This is a genomic window from Pseudomonas koreensis, from assembly GCF_036668835.1.
In the GTDB taxonomy this organism is placed as follows: domain Bacteria; phylum Pseudomonadota; class Gammaproteobacteria; order Pseudomonadales; family Pseudomonadaceae; genus Aquipseudomonas; species Aquipseudomonas koreensis_I.
On sequence record NZ_JAZEVW010000002.1, the window covers coordinates 331,937 to 348,547 of the forward strand.

The 16,611-nt window shown below is 56.2% G+C and carries 17 protein-coding genes and 1 tRNA gene; 13 read left to right on the forward strand and 5 right to left on the reverse strand.

The annotated features are described in order from the left end of the window. Positions 1-79: 79 nt before the first annotated feature. From V6F91_RS06545 to V6F91_RS06575, 7 genes are all read left to right on the forward strand, one after another. A complete protein-coding gene (locus V6F91_RS06545) occupies positions 80-1,144 on the forward strand; it encodes a nitronate monooxygenase (RefSeq protein ID WP_332763112.1) in 1,065 nt (354 codons plus the stop codon). Between the two features lie 132 nt (positions 1,145-1,276). Then, entirely contained in the window at positions 1,277-2,044 is a 768-nt protein-coding gene (modA, locus tag V6F91_RS06550; protein WP_332763113.1) for a molybdate ABC transporter substrate-binding protein, read from the forward strand. Beyond that, positions 2,045-2,725, forward strand: a complete 681-nt coding sequence (gene modB, locus V6F91_RS06555; RefSeq protein WP_332763114.1) for a molybdate ABC transporter permease subunit — start codon at positions 2,045-2,047, stop codon at positions 2,723-2,725. A 3-nt stretch (positions 2,726-2,728) separates the two neighbouring features. Next, positions 2,729-3,808, forward strand: a complete 1,080-nt coding sequence (gene modC / locus V6F91_RS06560; protein WP_332763115.1) for a molybdenum ABC transporter ATP-binding protein — start codon at positions 2,729-2,731, stop codon at positions 3,806-3,808. A 70-nt stretch (positions 3,809-3,878) separates the two neighbouring features. Then, the gene (locus tag V6F91_RS06565; RefSeq protein ID WP_332763116.1) at positions 3,879-4,916 is read left to right on the forward strand and encodes a DNA topoisomerase IB; all 1,038 of its coding nucleotides are present in this window, start codon (positions 3,879-3,881) and stop codon (positions 4,914-4,916) included. Between the two features lie 102 nt (positions 4,917-5,018). Beyond that, positions 5,019-5,249: a hypothetical protein gene (locus V6F91_RS06570; RefSeq protein WP_332763117.1), complete on the forward strand. Its 231-nt coding sequence runs from the start codon at positions 5,019-5,021 to the stop codon at positions 5,247-5,249. 117 nt (positions 5,250-5,366) lie between these two features. After that, complete coding sequence (locus V6F91_RS06575; protein ID WP_008082703.1) at positions 5,367-5,597, forward strand: hypothetical protein; 231 nt, start codon at positions 5,367-5,369, stop codon at positions 5,595-5,597. A gap of 493 nt (positions 5,598-6,090) precedes the next feature. Here the strand turns inward: V6F91_RS06575 and V6F91_RS06580 are convergent. The 5 genes from V6F91_RS06580 to V6F91_RS06600 form a co-directional block, all read right to left on the reverse strand. After that, positions 6,091-6,177: transfer RNA gene (locus tag V6F91_RS06580), tRNA-Leu, on the reverse strand. A 1,347-nt stretch (positions 6,178-7,524) separates the two neighbouring features. Next, on the reverse strand, positions 7,525-8,475 hold the full coding sequence (locus tag V6F91_RS06585; RefSeq protein ID WP_107647078.1) for a DNA-processing protein DprA: 951 nt from the start codon (positions 8,473-8,475) through the stop codon (positions 7,525-7,527). Continuing rightward, positions 8,475-9,743, reverse strand: coding sequence for an HAD hydrolase-like protein (locus tag V6F91_RS06590; RefSeq protein ID WP_332763118.1), 1,269 nt, complete (start codon positions 9,741-9,743; stop codon positions 8,475-8,477). The genes V6F91_RS06585 and V6F91_RS06590 overlap by 1 nt, the downstream gene beginning before the upstream one ends. A gap of 163 nt (positions 9,744-9,906) precedes the next feature. After that, positions 9,907-10,947: a phage portal protein gene (locus V6F91_RS06595; RefSeq protein ID WP_332763119.1), complete on the reverse strand. Its 1,041-nt coding sequence runs from the start codon at positions 10,945-10,947 to the stop codon at positions 9,907-9,909. Then, positions 10,947-12,704, reverse strand: coding sequence for a terminase ATPase subunit family protein (locus V6F91_RS06600; protein ID WP_332763120.1), 1,758 nt, complete (start codon positions 12,702-12,704; stop codon positions 10,947-10,949). The genes V6F91_RS06595 and V6F91_RS06600 overlap by 1 nt, the downstream gene beginning before the upstream one ends. Before the next feature lie 154 nt (positions 12,705-12,858). Here V6F91_RS06600 and V6F91_RS06605 point away from each other — a divergent pair, with 154 nt between their 5' ends. From V6F91_RS06605 to V6F91_RS06630, 6 genes are all read left to right on the forward strand, one after another. Beyond that, positions 12,859-13,689, forward strand: a complete 831-nt coding sequence (locus V6F91_RS06605) for a GPO family capsid scaffolding protein (RefSeq protein ID WP_332763121.1) — start codon at positions 12,859-12,861, stop codon at positions 13,687-13,689. Positions 13,690-13,721: 32 nt separating this feature from the next. Beyond that, positions 13,722-14,729, forward strand: coding sequence for a phage major capsid protein, P2 family (locus tag V6F91_RS06610; protein ID WP_332763122.1), 1,008 nt, complete (start codon positions 13,722-13,724; stop codon positions 14,727-14,729). A 10-nt stretch (positions 14,730-14,739) separates the two neighbouring features. After that, on the forward strand, positions 14,740-15,438 hold the full coding sequence (locus V6F91_RS06615; RefSeq protein ID WP_332763123.1) for a terminase endonuclease subunit: 699 nt from the start codon (positions 14,740-14,742) through the stop codon (positions 15,436-15,438). 104 nt (positions 15,439-15,542) lie between these two features. Further along, positions 15,543-16,013 carry a head completion/stabilization protein gene (locus V6F91_RS06620; RefSeq protein ID WP_332763124.1) on the forward strand — a complete coding sequence of 157 codons (471 nt, stop codon included), beginning with the start codon at positions 15,543-15,545 and terminating at the stop codon, positions 16,011-16,013. Then, positions 16,013-16,225, forward strand: coding sequence for a tail protein X (locus V6F91_RS06625; RefSeq protein WP_160769727.1), 213 nt, complete (start codon positions 16,013-16,015; stop codon positions 16,223-16,225). Before V6F91_RS06620 ends, V6F91_RS06625 begins: the two co-directional genes overlap by 1 nt. 45 nt (positions 16,226-16,270) lie before the next feature. Then, a complete protein-coding gene (locus V6F91_RS06630; protein WP_332763125.1) occupies positions 16,271-16,585 on the forward strand; it encodes a phage holin, lambda family in 315 nt (104 codons plus the stop codon). Positions 16,586-16,611: the final 26 nt, after the last annotated feature.

Genomic DNA, 16,611 nt, shown 5'->3' on the forward strand with positions numbered 1-16,611 from the left:
AACTGGCTCGACACGCAGTTTTGCTGTTACAAACCACTTCTGCCGTCCCTGCCCGCTTCCTCGTACGGAGAACAGCTTCATGAGCCAATGGCCAGACACTCGCCTCGTTGATTTGCTCGGCATCGAATTACCCATCATTCAGGGGCCGATGGCCGGTGCGACGAATTCGTCCATGGTGATCGCCGTGTGCAACGCTGGTGGACTGGGCTCAATGCCGGCGGCGATGTTGAGCATTGAACAATTGCGCGAAGAACTGAAGACCATTCGCCAGAACACGACCAGGCCATTCAATGTCAATTTCTTCTGTCATCAGCCTCCAGTCGCCGATGAACAGCGCGCGCGCGAATGGAAAAACCTGCTTGAGCCGTACTACCGCGAACTGGGCGTTGATTTCGACGCACCGACGCCGGTGTCCAATCGCGCGCCTTTCGATGCGGCGGCCTGTGAAGTGCTGGAAGAGTTCCGGCCCGAGGTGGTCAGTTTCCATTTCGGCCTGCCGGAAAAACCGCTGCTGGAGCGAGTCAAGGCTACCGGGGCAAAGATTCTTTCATCGGCCACCACGGTCGATGAAGCGGTCTGGCTGGAGCAGCACGGTTGCGATGCGATCATCGCCATGGGCTACGAGGCCGGCGGTCATCGGGGCATGTTCTTGAGCGATGACCAGAGCAGTCAGGTCGGCACGTTTGCCCTGGTGCCACAAGTGGTCGATGCGGTGAGCATACCGGTGATTGCCGCAGGCGCCATTGCCGATGCGCGCGGCGTGGCAGCAGCATTCATGCTCGGCGCCTCGGCCGTACAGGTAGGCACCGCTTATCTGTTCACTACCGAAGCGAAAATCAGCGCCAGTCATCACAAGGCACTGCGCAGCGCCAAGGAAAGCGAAACCGCGATCACCAATATTTTTACCGGGCGGCCGGCGCGGGGCATTCTCAACCGGGTGATGCGCGAACTCGGCCCGATGTCGGCGCAGGCACCGGCGTTCCCCCTCGCTGGCGGGGCATTGATGCCTTTGCGCGCGGTGAAAGAGGAACAGTTCGCCAACCTCTGGGCCGGTCAGGCGTTCACGCTAGGCAAGGATACAGGCAGTGCTGAACTGACCCGGCAGTTGGCTGAAGGCGCACTGGCGAAACTCACGCATCGTTGAGGTGACGCAGAACATTTCCTGTTTGGCTTCGTTTCGCTATATATTTCCGTATATAGCGAAAGCACACTTGCCGCGAAGCAGCCTTCACCTGAGAGCGCTGCCCGGCGTACACGCCAACCACGGAGCTGTTACATGACCATGCGTGCTTCACGTTTTGCCCCCGCCTGCCTGGCGTCTCTGATCGCTGCTTGCGCCAGCAGTGGTGCTTTGGCTGAGGAGGTACAAGTGGCAGTGGCCGCGAATTTCACCGCGCCGATCCAGGCCATCGCCGCCGGCTTCGAAAAAGACACCGGGCATAAACTGGTTGCAGCCTACGGCGCCACCGGCCAGTTCTATACGCAGATCAAGAACGGTGCACCGTTTGAGGTGTTCCTGGCCGCTGACGATACCACCCCGGGGAAACTTGAAAAGGAAGGCGACACTGTCAAAGGCTCGCGCTTCACTTATGCGATCGGTACCTTGGCGCTGTGGTCGGCGAAAGAAGGTTACGTCGATGACGCGGGCGAAGTTTTGCAGAAAAACCAGTACCAGCATCTGTCCATCGCTAATCCGAAAGCTGCGCCCTACGGCCTGGCGGCGACCCAGGTACTGGCCAAACTCAAACTGACCGAGGCGACCCAAGCCAAACTCGTTGAAGGTCAAAACATCACCCAGGCTTATCAATTTGTCTCGACCGGCAATGCCGAACTGGGTTTTGTCGCACTGTCGCAGATCTACAAGGACGGTAAAGTCAGCAGCGGTTCGGCGTGGGTCGTGCCTGCCGACATGCATGATCCGATCAAACAGGACGCCGTGATTCTGAACAAAGGCAAAGACAATCCTGCCGCCAAGGCACTGGTCGAATACCTCAAAGGCCCGCAAGCCGCAGCAGTGATCAAATCCTACGGTTATCAACTTTAAATGGCGCTGACCAGTGCCGATTTCGCGGCGATCTGGCTGACCCTGAAACTGGCGTCCGTCACCACGGCGATCCTGTTGGTGATCGGCACACCGATTGCCCTGTGGTTGTCGCGCACCCGCTCCTGGTGGCGTGGCCCGGTCGGGGCGATCGTCGCCCTGCCCCTGGTCCTGCCGCCCACCGTCATTGGTTTTTACCTGTTGCTGATGATGGGCCCGAACGGCTTTCTCGGCCAATTCACCCAATGGCTGGGTCTGGGCACGCTGACCTTCAGCTTTACGGGGCTGGTGATCGGCTCAGTGATCTATTCCATGCCGTTCGTGGTGCAACCATTGCAGAACGCGTTTTCCGCCATAGGCCAGCGCCCGCTGGAAGTCGCCGCCACCCTTCGCGCCGGTCCCTGGGATACGTTCTTCAGCGTGATGGTACCGCTGGCCCGACCCGGTTTTATCACCGCAGCGATCCTCGGCTTTGCGCATACCGTCGGTGAGTTCGGCGTGGTGCTGATGATCGGCGGCAACATCCCCGACAAGACCCGTGTCGTTTCCGTGCAGATCTATGACCACGTCGAAGCCCTCGAATACGCCCAGGCCCACTGGCTGGCCGGGGCAATGTTGATATTTTCGTTTCTGGTATTGCTGGCACTGTATTCCAGCCGCAGGACCCGCGCGGGCTGGAGCTGAGTGATGATCAATACTCGTTTGAAAACCGTCTGGCCGGGCTTCAGCCTCGATGTCGACTTGCACTTGCCGGGCCGCGGCGTGACCGCGCTTTATGGACCTTCGGGCTCAGGCAAGACCAGCTGTCTACGTTGTATCGCTGGACTCGAACGCGCCGGGCAAGCCTTTGTTGAGGTTAACGGCGAGGTCTGGCAGGACAGCGACAACGGCATTTTCGTCCCGCCGCACAAGCGAGCAATCGGCTATGTATTCCAGGAAGCGAGCCTGTTTGCGCATCTGTCGGTCATGGCCAATTTGCAGTTCGGCCTCAAACGTATTGCCAAATCACAGCGCCAGGTCGAAATAACGCAAGCCACCGAACTGCTGGGCATCGCGCATCTGCTGGAACGCCATCCAGAGCATTTGTCCGGCGGCGAGCGACAGCGTGTCGGCATCGCCCGCGCTTTACTCACCAGTCCGAAATTGTTGTTGATGGACGAACCGCTGGCCGCTCTCGACAGCCAGCGCAAAAACGAAATCGTGCCTTACTTGCAGCGCCTGCACGACGAACTGGACATCCCGTTGCTGTACGTCAGCCATGCCCAGGACGAAGTCGCGCGGCTGGCCGATCATCTGGTGTTGCTCAGCGAAGGCAAGGTGTTGGCCAGCGGCCCGATAGGCGAAACCCTCGCACGGCTGGACTTGCCAATGGCAATGGGCGATGACGCCGGGGTGATCATCGAAGGCCAGGTCAGCGCTTACGATGCGCAGTATCAATTGCTGAGTCTGCAACTGCCGGCTACCGAAATGAGCATTCGCGTCACGCATGCGCCGATGGCTATCGGCCAAACGCTGCGCTGCAAGGTGCATGCGCGCGACATCAGCCTGGCGCTGCATGACAGCGAATCCAGCAGCATTCTCAATCGATTGCCAGTTACGGTAGTGGGCGAGCAAGCAGCCGACAACGCCGCTCACGTGCTGATTCGTCTCGATGCGGGCGGCACGCCGTTGCTCGCACGCATCACCCGTTTTTCCAGAGACCAATTGAGTGTGCATCCGGGCCAGCGGTTGTGGGCGCAGATCAAAGCGGTCGCGGTGCTTGCCTGAATCATTTGGCACGACGGCAACGGTGTGCGGTCAATGATTTTACTGACCGCTGCCACCCAAGGACCTTGCCATGCCCGATACCGAGCTGACTGCTGCGCTGCCATCCGACCTGCATTATGTCGATGACTCCCAGCCCGGTATCATTCGCAAGAAACTGCGCGGCAAGTTCTGCTACTTCGAGCCTTCGGGCCAGCGCATTACCGATCCGGATGAAATCAAACGGATCAACGCCCTTGCGGTGCCGCCGGCGTACACCGATGTGTGGATCTGCCCGGACCCGTGCGGTCATCTGCAAGCCACCGGCCGCGATGCCCGCGGCCGCAAGCAGTATCGTTACCATGCACGCTGGCGTGAGGTGCGCGATGCCGACAAGTATTCGCGTCTGCGCGATTTCGGTCTGGCACTGCCGAAGCTGCGCAAGCAACTGGAAGCGCTGCTGGCGGCGCCCGGCTTCAGTCGCGACAAGGTCATGGCCACCGTCATCACCTTGCTCGACGCGACGCTGATTCGGGTCGGCAATACGCAATATGCCCGCGACAACCGTTCTTACGGCCTGACCACCCTGCGCAGCCGCCATGTCGAGGTCAACGGCAGTGCGATCCTGTTCCAGTTTCGCGGCAAGAGCGGCATCGAACACCAGATCACCGTCAAGGACCGACGGCTGGCACGCATCATCAAGCGCTGCCTGGAGATTCCCGGGCAGAACCTGTTTCAGTATCTGGACGATAACGGCGAGCGCCACTCGGTCACCTCCTCAGACGTCAACGCATACTTGAAAACCCTCACCGGCGCCGATTTCACCGCCAAGGATTACCGCACCTGGGCGGGGAGCGCTTTGGCGCTGTCGACATTGCGTGAGTTGCAATGGGAGTCCGAAGCCGAGGCAAAACGGCACGTGGTGGAGATGGTGAAAAGCGTCGCCAAACAGTTGGGCAACACCCCGGCGGTGTGCCGCAAGTGCTACATCCACCCTGGCGTGGTGGAGAAATTCATGCTCGGCGCCCTTGCCGAACTGCCGAAACCGCGCGTGCGCAAAGGCTTGCGAGCCGAGGAAGTGGCGCTGGCGATGTTTCTCGAACACATGATCGAGGTAGCGGACGCCAGTTGATGCCTGACTTGAGCGGGCAGCCGACGCGCTGAACTGTCTATTTTTTGCGCAATCGCTACAGGCTTCTATAGTTGATGTGACACGAATCAGTGCGGTGGCGCCATGGAAGACATTTTCGTCGTGCAGCGTTGCACCAGGATCGTCATTCACGGCCGTCGCGCCGAGGACAGTCAGCAAGACCCTGCTGAAGCGCAGAGCTGGTTTCGCATCCGCGACACACGCACTGGCGGCTTCATCGGCGATGGCTACGACGAAGAGCACGACGCGCAGAACGAATGCAAACGGCTGAACGCAGTCAGCGCCCCGTCAAATCCCCGCCAGCCCTGCGCCTGATATCGATCAAAAGCGGGTCTATACTCAATCCAGCTGAGGGAGCAGCACCCCACGGCAGGAGGCTCGCAAACGCGGGCTTTTTGCTGCCATTCAGCTCAGATAGAACGGAGGTGTTCCATGTCCGAAAAAGAGTCCATCACCACCCTCCTCACCCTGCTCGACGCCCGCCAGGCCAGGCTCGCAGCCGCCTGCAAGGAAATCGCCGACTGGGTCGATCACCAAGGCGGCCACCCCACCGCCCTGCGCATCCGCGACCGGCTCAACGACATCGAAAAGGATGCTCCGCTGATTCGCAACACGCTGTCAGCGTTGAAACCTGTCGATCGGCCATTGCCCCGGTTCAGATGACCGCGATTGAACAAGCGGACGCGAGGTTTGCTGTACGAGCGGTGACGCTGCAGTCACCGCCAGCACGCTTGCGCGTCATGATTATTTTTCCTTCCTGATCAATTCCCTGCCGGTCAAAAGCCAATATCGCTTTTTACACCGCCATCCCCACATGATTTCCCGTAGCACAATCCAGCCGAAAAAAAATGAACATACGTTCACCGTAAACACCATTGAAAGCGTCTAGCCTGCGGGTTCCGACATAGTGACTACAGGAGTAACCCACCATGTTCTCGCACGAAAGCATCGCGCTGATCACGCTTTTTTTCCAATCCTGGTTGTGGGCGTACTTGTGGCCGCTCTGCATCCGCTACATGCATTCGCGAGCTGGATACGCAGGCGCAGGGTAAAGTCCACTCGGCTCAGCAAAGAGATGAATTCGCGCTGACCCTGGTAACCGCGACGCAAAAAAAAGGGCTTGCATGAGATACCTCATGCAAGCCCTTCATATTCATGGTGCCCGAAGCCGGAATCGAACCGGCACGCCCTTACGAGCGGGGGATTTTAAGTCCCATGCGTCTACCAGTTTCGCCATTCGGGCGGTAGCGCGATGCTGCTGTAGTCTGCATCAGAGCAGCAGTCCCGACAGGATGCAGCCCTTGAAGCAGTGCGGGAAATATATACATCACTTCCCGTTGAAGCAAGTTTGCAATGGCTGTATTTCGCGACTGAATCTTGCAGCGCAGTGCAAATAAAAAAGCTCCGTAAATCATGGATCTACGGAGCTTGTTTAAAGTGGAGGCCGAGGTCGGAATCGAACCGGCGTAGGTGGATTTGCAATCCACGCTACAAAGCTAAGTAGATCAACAGGTTAGCACGTAATGCGTTCCGCAAGCTACTGATTTATAAAGCGCTCCAGGGCCCATTCCACAAGGGTGCCGGAAACCGTTGCGGAACGCTTTCAAGCTGATTTCAGTCACAGTGAAGCTGGACTGCTAGCGCATTCGAAATGCCGACACGCATCAACGGTGACCTTGTTTTTCGACCGCATTTTTAAGCTGCGTACCACTCCCCCGACTGCTGAATTGCTGCCTCGCGTTGCTTCGCTACGCGCTTGGGCTTTCCTCGAACAGTCGTGTTTTGGAGATATGGGACGTTAGTGAAATCGTTCCGAGGGTTGCTGGTAATGAAAGATTCGAAACCGCCCGATTACAATTTTCGCGAAGTCTGGTCCCGGTTTTTAAGGGTTTCAGGGCGATAGTTAGCGCGCAAGGGTTCCCATGGCAGTCCCATAGATTTGTGCGGCAGTCGAACGCGCAAAGGGCGATACGGTGGTTACCCGTTTTTTTGGGAACGGCATCGGAAAAAGGTAATTTCGGTAACTAAATCAAATAACCGGCCTAAGAGCCTTGATTCAACTGACCTGCAAGGTATCGGCACAAGGTAATTTTTAAGTAATGTAAAGGTAAGGTAATCACCTTTTAAGGGAGTAATTTTTCTATTCATTTACCTCTTATAAATCAGTCACTGACGCCAACATTACCTTTTTCATTACTCAAAATTACTTTTTGAAGTAATTCAGTAAAACCAATGAAAACGGGGCTTTCAGCGGTCGACCGATATCCGAATTACCACATTACTTTTTTCCGACTGGGCTGCTGAAAATCAGCGCCTGACGGTGCCTCATGTCTGACGAACAAACGAGCCAGGGAAAATGCATCGGGTACCCTACCCTTCGCAGGGATTCGCAGGCTTTTTGTCTACTTCATTCAGCATCACAAAGCCCAGCCGAGGCTGCGCTCGGCGGATCGCAGGACTGCGGAAAAAAAGACCCATTTAGCCCGTAGGCGAGGTGGGGGGACGACGACGCGCGCCAATAAAATTTCACCGTGCAAATTGCCCAGTAAATATTATGTAAACTAAGCAGTTTCATGCGACTTCTAGTAGTTTATTTAATAACTCGATCTAGACTCTTGAGCATATCTGGATAATCAAACTTGCTTTTCAAGACCATCAAGTTGCTTAACTCAGAAGCTGTCGCCTTTAACAAGTTACATCGAGCGACACTATCACCTTCTGAAAGCATCAAATTTGCAGATATCTTCGGCTCTGCATTTTCTATATCTCGCACAGTTGGATACGGAACAATTAAACTGCGACCAAACTTAATAGCGCTTCTAGACGCATGTAGGCTCCCGCCCTTCAAATCAGACTGAATCATGATTACACCACTAGAAAGCCCTGCCTGAGTTTTATCTCGAATCACAAAGTTAGGCCCAGAAGCTTTTACGCCGAACGCAAACTCAGAAACTAGAAGTCCCCCTTTCGATACGATATCTCTAGCCAACTCCTGATTCTGGCGCGGAGCGATCATTTGCAAACCATGTGCAAGTACCGCAACTGTCCCCCCCCCGCTATCTAATGCTTGTCTATGCGCGATAGCATCACACCCAATGGCTAAGCCACTGACAATCACCCATCCCTGACCCACGACATACTCAGTAATTCGCTGAGCTATTATCTTGCCGTGTTCAGTAGGTTCGCGAGTACCAATCACCGCAACACTTTTTTTATTTAATAACTGAGAGTTTCCTTGTAAAAACAACAACGCGGGAGCCGAACCAGAACCACGCAACAACTCTGAATATTTTCCGTCCAATGTGGATACAACTTCAATCCCATTTGTTTCTGCGGCTTTCTTCTGAAACTCAGCGCTACTCATCGCTGCGTCATATATAGATGCATCAAATGGGATTTTTCGAAGCGAAGATGCCATCTCGCACAACTCAAAAATTGTCCCATTCGGATTATGTAAAGAAAGCGCCTTATTAATAGTACTTGCACCGATACCCTTCAATGCGCTGAGCACTAGAGCTAAAAAGGCGTTCTGGCTTAACATCACCTATCCTTGATTGAAATCGTTTGCGCTAAGCATACGCAAATCACATGCACAGCGCCATTATCCCTGCAGATTTTGTCCATGAAGAAAAGAGTTGCTCCAGTAGTAACCACATCATCTAGGACAAACACCACTTTGCTGTCGAACTGCTCGGGATTATCACAACTCAGACAATCTCGTACGTTCTCAAATCGCTGCACACCGTTTAGGAACTCGCCATGGTGTGATTTGGCTGCATCCGAAAATTTGAATGCAGTGGGTGCAAAACTCACTACACCGTCACTGATTGCATCATGACTATTCGCCTCTTCAATATAGGCAAGGAAGTTCTCCATCCTAGGCTTTCTACCTAATTTCGAGGGCGCAACTGTTACAATAACTTCATATTTGTATTTTTTTCGCCTCTGTAAAAAACCCTCACTTTCCCTTAGTGCTGATATCTGATTCTGCATAGCATCCCGAACACAGACTGCCCACTCCTGAGGAAATGTATCGGTATCTTTATATTTAAGAATTTCGTCAGTTAATAAATGCCACTCTCTTTTGTTTTTTGTTGCTTGATGCTCAGCAAACAAACGTCCAAGCGAAAGCACTCGAAAGGGTTTCCCGGGTTCCCCAAAACCATCCGGTGTAAAATGTGAAGTTGCACAAACACGCTCGGGATAATTTTCATCTAAAGGCTCTTCCAACACAACCTTCTCAAGCCATGGCAACTTTGACTTAATTGAAGTAATAGCACGAAGTAGCGTATTTTCCTTCTTCACGATCGCATCAGGAATTCTATTGCGTGCGGCATAACTTGGTTTCGCCAGCCCTACTTCACTTAAGACAAACCAGCATCCTCCTCTATACGCAGCGTCCGCATCACTTATATCATCGCCAACGAGGATAACCTTTTCTCGGTCATCTACTCCCGCATGCTTTGCCGCTAGATACAATCCATCCGGCTGAGGCTTAGGTCGATCGACATCCTCATAGCCTACGATAGCTGCCCACTTGATTTCAGGGTATACGATATTCAATAATTCCCGAGCGTAAGCTCGAGGAGATCGAGTAACAACAGCAACTTGTACACTAGGGAGGCTTTCAGAAAGCTTTATAAAAAAATCGCTAGATAATATTCTCCGCTGGAGCGATGTAGCTTTTGCTCTCAGTCGCGCCAAGTAGTCCTCGTCACTAACATTGACATTTTCTTTGCCGCGAAACTCTATAAGATCGTCAGTCTTTACGAGAGTGTTGTCCAAATCAAATATAATTAAATCAACCATCTAGAAATTCCCTGTAAATCAGTCCTTAGATGGCCAAGCCTCGCGCTTTTACATGCAACATGTCAATACGACATCATTACAATTGAGCTTTCATGCGACTGATTTTATCTATCTAGAAAAGTCATTCGATAGTTTTTATCTATAGCTTGCACGGATTTTTAGATCACACTTTGGTTATGCGATTACTCAAGAAAACTCCTGAACAAGTGAATCTTATTACCTCATCGCAGCACCACTCATTGACTTGTTCAAATCTAGCTTGGAGTGGTAGCAGCTCATTGCAAACCCAAAGCTCAGATGCCTCTTTAACCGAGCCAAAGCCACCTGCGTGCTGCGGAACAATACCCATCAACTGCGGTGGAATCCGGAGGCTCGCCAACACGTCATCCCTAGTCTGATTCTTAATCGAGTTGAATTCATCCTTAGCCGCCACCTCGCTCACCGGAATCAGTTGAATCCCGTCCTTTTTGCCGGTCGGCGAGTACACGAACAAATTCCGGAAATTTCCTGGCCCCTTCGATTCCTTCAGAGCCTTGCGCAATGCATCAATGTCCGCCTCTGTCTGGGCCGCGTCCGTCATGTACAAGATGAAACCAGCGTGACTACCGTTCTCGTAATACTTGCGCCGAAACAACGTCGCCGACTCGTTCAACAACGCCGACTGCAAAGCACTGATCCACTCCGGCAACCCATAAATCTCTTGATGCAGATCCGCCTCACGCAGATGAAAAATGCTGTCCGGCTCAAACGCATGTTCGTCCTTCCACCCCCGCACCTGGTAAAACTGCCCGTCCGGGCCGGCACGCATGTACTTCGCCAACGGCGTCTCCAGTTTGCGCACGCCACCCAACCGCGAACGCCGACCTTCAAAATAGCCATTGCCCAAACACAAAAAATCCAACGCAAACTGCTCAAACGAAGCCCGCGACAACAGTGGATGCGGGATAAACGTCTTGCTCAACAAGTTGCGCTTGAACATCAACCCCGAATGCAAATGCACGCTCGCCCCCACCGACCGAGCCAGCCCATCCAGCGAAAGCGGCGGCTCATACCACCGCCCGTTGAACCAGCACTCCAGATAATCGAAAACCTCCCGACCACCCAGCACCGGCGTCGGCTCCCCGAAGGAAAACACCTGCGTCCCCGCCCGCGTGGAGGGTGTGGTCGCGGGCAACAGTGTCTGATTGGCCAATTGTTCAGTCATCAATAAATCTCCATACGCCCAGTATTGGCAGTGGTCTGCCCCTCAAGCGGTTCGTGGTGCAATGCGTGAAAGAGCGCCCAGGCCAGGTCGGCGTGGCCGGTGTTGTCGTTGCGGCCGGCGGTGTAGGTGTACTGGCGTCCGCCGGCGGTGACGGTTTTGCGGATCGCCATCAGCGACTGGGCCATGTCGGTCCAGCCGGCATCGAATTCGAGCCGGCCCTTGTGGATCACGTCGTAGGCCTTGAGTACCAGGCGGGTTTTGACTTCGGGCGAGTAGCTGAAGGTGGTCACCGCCGGGAAGAACTGGCGCACCAGCTGGGCCACGCCGCTGCCCAGACCGGTCACGTCGATCCCGATGTAGGTCACCCAGTAGCGATCGCAGACGCTTTTGATGAACGCGGCTTGCGCGGCGAAGTCCATGCCACGGAATTGGTGGCGCTCGAGGATGCGGAATTTGCCGCCCGGTACCAGCGGCGGCGCGATCACGACCATGCCAGAACAGTCGCCCGTCTCGGCCGGGTCGTAACCGATCCAGACCTGACGGTCGCCGAACGGGCGCATGGCGAAAGGTTTGTAGTCCTCAGCCCACTCGACCCAGCTGTCCACCATGCACGACTGCAACAGGGTCAGCGGGAAGATGCTCGCGCCGTCGTCGACGAACTCGCACATCAGCAGATTGGCGAATGCCTCGGGGCTGTATTCGCGGCGCAACTCCTCGATGTCGAACAGGTCACACCCGCCCCGCTCCGCGTCCAGAATCGTGACGATCTGCCGCCACAATCGATCCTCACAGAACCGGCCCTGCTGGAGCGCACCGTGGGACACGTCAACCTTTTTATGCTGCGCGGCGGGCTTGCCCTTGTTGAAGCGTTCGCCCGTCCAGAAGGTGTACGCCTCGTGGGCCATGCTCGACGGCGTGGAAAAGTAGGTCTTGCGCCACGTCTTGTGCATCGCCATGCCCGAAGCGACCTTGTTCAGTTCCTCGAACTTGAACGTCCAAAAGAACTCATCGAAGTAGAAATTGCCGTGATAGCCTTGGGCGGTACGCGCGTTCGTACCGAGGAAAAACAGCTCAGCGCCGTTGGGCAAGACGATGGGATCGCCAGTCAGCTCGACGCCGATAATCTCGCGGCAGAACGCTTGAATGTAGCCCCGGAACAGGTAGGCCTGGTTCTTCGAAGCCGACAGGAAAATCTGGTTGCGGCCGGTCTCCAGCGCATCGATGAACGCCTCGCGGGCGAAGTAGTAAGTCGCGCCGATCTGCCGACTCTTGAGAATGACGCGGGTGCGCTGATTGCCGGCGCGGTACCAGTCTTTCTGGTAGTCGAAACAGCCATCGATAAAGGCCTCACGCAGCAGCTCGATCTGGTCTTCGTCAATCTCGTTCTTGACGGCCTTTTTCTTCGGCTCGGCGTTGCGTTTCGCTAGATTCGGGTTGAGGTCGGTTTCGGTACCGCTTCCCTGAAAGCGCTGGATGCGCGCCTGCCGCTCCAACTGCCGGTGCAGCAAATCAATCTCTTTGAAATCGCTGCCGCTTTTCCCGTCCTTGAGGATCAGTTGCACTAACCGCGCTTCCAGTGCCCCGCCGATTCGCTCGACATTGTCGGCGCGGTCCCACTGATCGCGGGCCTTCCAGCTATGTAGCGTCTTTTCCTTTTCGCCAGTAGCCTCGGCAATCTCGCAGACGCGCCACCCCATCCAATACAGAAACTTGGATTGGCGGCGCGGATCCATGGGCAGCAGTGCGGTCGTAATCATGGCCGCGATGCTGCCGCCCATGCCGACGACTCAATAGCGGCGCCTCTTGTACCGCCCTTCCCTACAGTCCCGCCTCATTGCCGCAACTCGCGCGCGTCACGACCATGCCCTTCATCGCAGGCAATCAGCGCCCAAGCAAATGAGGTTTCCCGACATGAAGAAATTCCGCAGCAACTGGTTCCGCGTCGCCGTCGAGGGCGCTACCTCGGACAAGCGCACCATCAAACGCAACTGGCTGGAACAGGCTGCGAAGAACTTCAACCCGTCCACCTATGGCGCGCGGATCTGGCTTGAGCATTTCCGTAGCTTGCTACCCGACAGCCCATTCAAGGCCTACGGCGATGTATTGGCGGTGAAAACCGAAGAAGTGGACATCAACGGCCAAAAGAAACTGGCGCTGTTCGCCCAGGTCGAGCCGACGGCTGACCTGATCGCCATGAACAAAGCAAAACAGAAGATCTACACCTCAATCGAAATCGACGACAGCTTCGCCGATACCGGTGAGGCCTACATCGTGGGCCTCGGCGTGACCGATTCACCGGCCAGCCTTGGCACCGACGTCTTATCGTTCTCGGCCCAGAAACCGGACGTCAGCCCGTTCAAGGATCGCCATTACTCCGCGACTTCGATGTTCACCGAGGCGGTCGAAACCGAACTGACATTCGAAGAGGTCGAGGAAAAGCCGAGCATCGGCGCCCAGCTTTTCAGCAAGGTGCAAAACCTGCTCAAAGGCAAACAGACCAAGGACGACAGCGAGTTTTCCCAGATCAGTGATGCCGTCGAAGCCGTCGCCGAACACGTCAAGGACCTGCCAGACCAACTGACCGCCGAGAAAAAATTCTCCGCAGGCCTGAGTATCCGACTGGATCAACTGAGCAAAGACTTCACCGAACTGAAAACCCAACTTTCCACCACCCAGGATCCCAACCAGAAAACGCGCCCTCCGGTAACCGGCGGCGACAACTCGGTAGTGACTGACTGCTGAAAGTCAGCCCCGCATAACCAAGGACGACCATCATGCGCAACGACACACGCGTTCTCTTTAACGCGTACCTGCAACAGCTCGCCCAACTGCACGGCGTGAGCGACGTCACCACCAAATTCACCGCCGCGCCGAGTGTTGCCCAGACGCTGGAAACCCGCATTCAGGAATCCAGTTCGTTCCTCAGCTCGATCAACATCTACGGCGTGTCGGAGCAGTCCGGCGAGAAGATCGGCATCGGTATCGACGGTACTATTGCCAGCACCACCGACACCACTGTGAAGGATCGCGAACCCCGTGACCCGAGCAGCCTGGACAATCGCGGGTACACCTGCACGCAAACCAACTTTGACACCGGCCTGCGTTACCAGAAGCTTGATCAGTGGGCGAAATTCAAAGACTTTCAGGCGCGCATCCGTGACGCGATCATCAAAGTTCAGGCGCTCAACCGGATCATGATCGGCTGGAACGGCACCAGCCGCGCCGCCACCTCAAACCCGGCCACCAACCCGCTGTTGCAGGACGTGAATATCGGCTGGTTGCAAAAAATGCGCACCGAAAACGAAGCCCGCGTCATGGCCGAAGTTGTGGCAGGCAGTGGCAAGATCGAGATCGGCGCCGGCAAGGACTTCGAAAACATCGATGCGCTGGTTGTCAGCATGGTCAACGAGTTCATCGACCCTTGGTATCAGGAAGATACCGATCTGGTGGTCATCTGCGGCCGTCAGCTGTTGGCCGACAAATACTTCCCGATCATCAACAAAACCCAAGCGCCGACCGAAATGCTCGCTGCTGACATCGTCACCAGCCAAAAGCGCTTGGGCAATCTGCCGGCTGTGCGCGTACCGCACTTCCCGGCCAACGGCCTGCTGGTGACTCGCCTCGACAACCTGTCGATCTATTGGCAAGAAGGCACCCGCCGCCGTACCGTCGTCGACAACGCCAAACGCGACCGCATCGAGAACTTCGAATCGGTTAACGAAAGCTACGTGATCGAAGACCTTGGCTGCGCAGCCATGGCTGAAAACATCACCCTGAGCTGAGGCGGACACCATGACCAATCCTTGCCGTCGCCATTTTGTTCGTGTCAGTGCCGCCATCGAAGCGGCAGCAGCCAATCCCACTCAAACCATGGCCGGCGCCACGGCCTACGAACATCAGCTCAATCAACTGCTGCAAGACCGTCTGCGCCTGAAACAGGTGCAATCCAATCAGGGCAAAGCGGAACTCAAGCGTCAGTTGCTGCTCGATTACATCCCCTACGTGCAAGGCGTGCTCGAAGGCGGCAAAGGCGCACAGGATGAAGTGCTGACCACCATCATGGTCTGGCGCATCGACGCCGAGGACTTCAGCGGCGCCCTCGACATTGCCGACTACGTGCTTAAACACAAATTGATCATGCCTGACCGGTTCGAACGCACCACCGGCTGCCTGGTCGCGGAAGAAGTTGCCACCGTCGCGCTCAAGTCGCTGAAAGTCGGCGAACCGTTTGAGCTGGCGATTCTGAAACGCACCGCCGAACTGACCGACGCCGAAGACATGCCCGATCAGGCCCGCGCAAAGCTGTTCCTCGCCATGGGCCGCGTAACACTGGAAGGCGTCACCGACGAGGGCCTTGGCCAACCCGGTCAGGTGCAAGCCGGCATCGCCTTATTGAAAAAAGCCATCGACCTGCACGACGCCTGCGGTGGCAAAAAGGATCTGGAGCGGACCGAACGCCTGCTCAACAAACTCACTGCCGCTGGCAGCTAACCGAGCGTCCCCACGCACCCCGCCGGCTCGGGGCGGATCGGCCAGGCCGCTCCTCCTGAACGTGAAGCCCCGACCACCGGCGACCTACAACAGAGCGCAGATTCATGAGCGGATTCGTAGCGGGCGGCACCGGTGCCCCGGTCCCGAGCGGCCACATCAACACCGACCCCTTCTGGCCATCGATCGACCTCGACGACGTGCGCGGCACTTTGCGCATCGACTCCAGCGTCACGCCGATCCGCCTGGAAACCGCGACCATCGCCGCCGCCATCAGCGTGAACCGCGAGTTTGCCACCTGGCGCCGCGCCAAACAGGCCGAAGGCTACGCCACCCTCGCGGACGTTCCGGCCGAACAAATCGAGGACAAATCCGAACTCGTTCACCTCTATCAACGGGCGATCTACGCCGCGACCGGTGCGGAGATCTGCGAGCGCTACCGCTCCTACGACAGCACCAACAGCGGCAACCAGAAGGCCGAAGAACTGACCCCGAGCATCGACGAACTGCGCCGCGACCAGCGCTGGGCCGTGCGCGACTTCCTCGGCCTCGGCCGTACCACTGTGGAGCTGATCTGATGGCCGTCAGCATCCGCGCCCAACAAAACGACACCGTCGATGCCCTGTGTTGGCGTCACTACGGCCGTACCGCTGGTGTCACCGAAGCAGTACTCGAAGCCAACCCCGGCCTTGCCGACCACGGCCCGACCTTGCCGCAAGGTCTCCTGGTGCAAATGCCAGAAGCCCAAGCCGCCGCCCCGCAACGGCAGATGGTGAACCTATGGGACTGAACAGCCCGCACCGCGCCCTTGAACCCAACCACTCTGGATCATGGAATGAAACGCATGCCTGACCGTCCCGACACCTGGGCCTGGCTCGCCGCCTGGCTCGAACAGAACTGGCACGCCATTTACTCCGGCCTGCTGGCCGTGATCATTGCGGGCCTTCGCGTGATCTATGGCGGCGGCACCGTGCGCCGGATGGTGATCGAGGCGCCCCTGTGCGGCGCACTCGCGCTTTCCGCCAGTTATGGGCTTTCGCTGCTGGGGATTCCCATTTCTGCCGCACCTTATTTCGGGGGTGTGATCGGCCTTCTGGGCGTTGAAGGCACCCGTGCTGCAGCCAAGAAGTTTTTCAACCGCAAGGTCTAGCCGACATGATTTACCAACACCAGCAG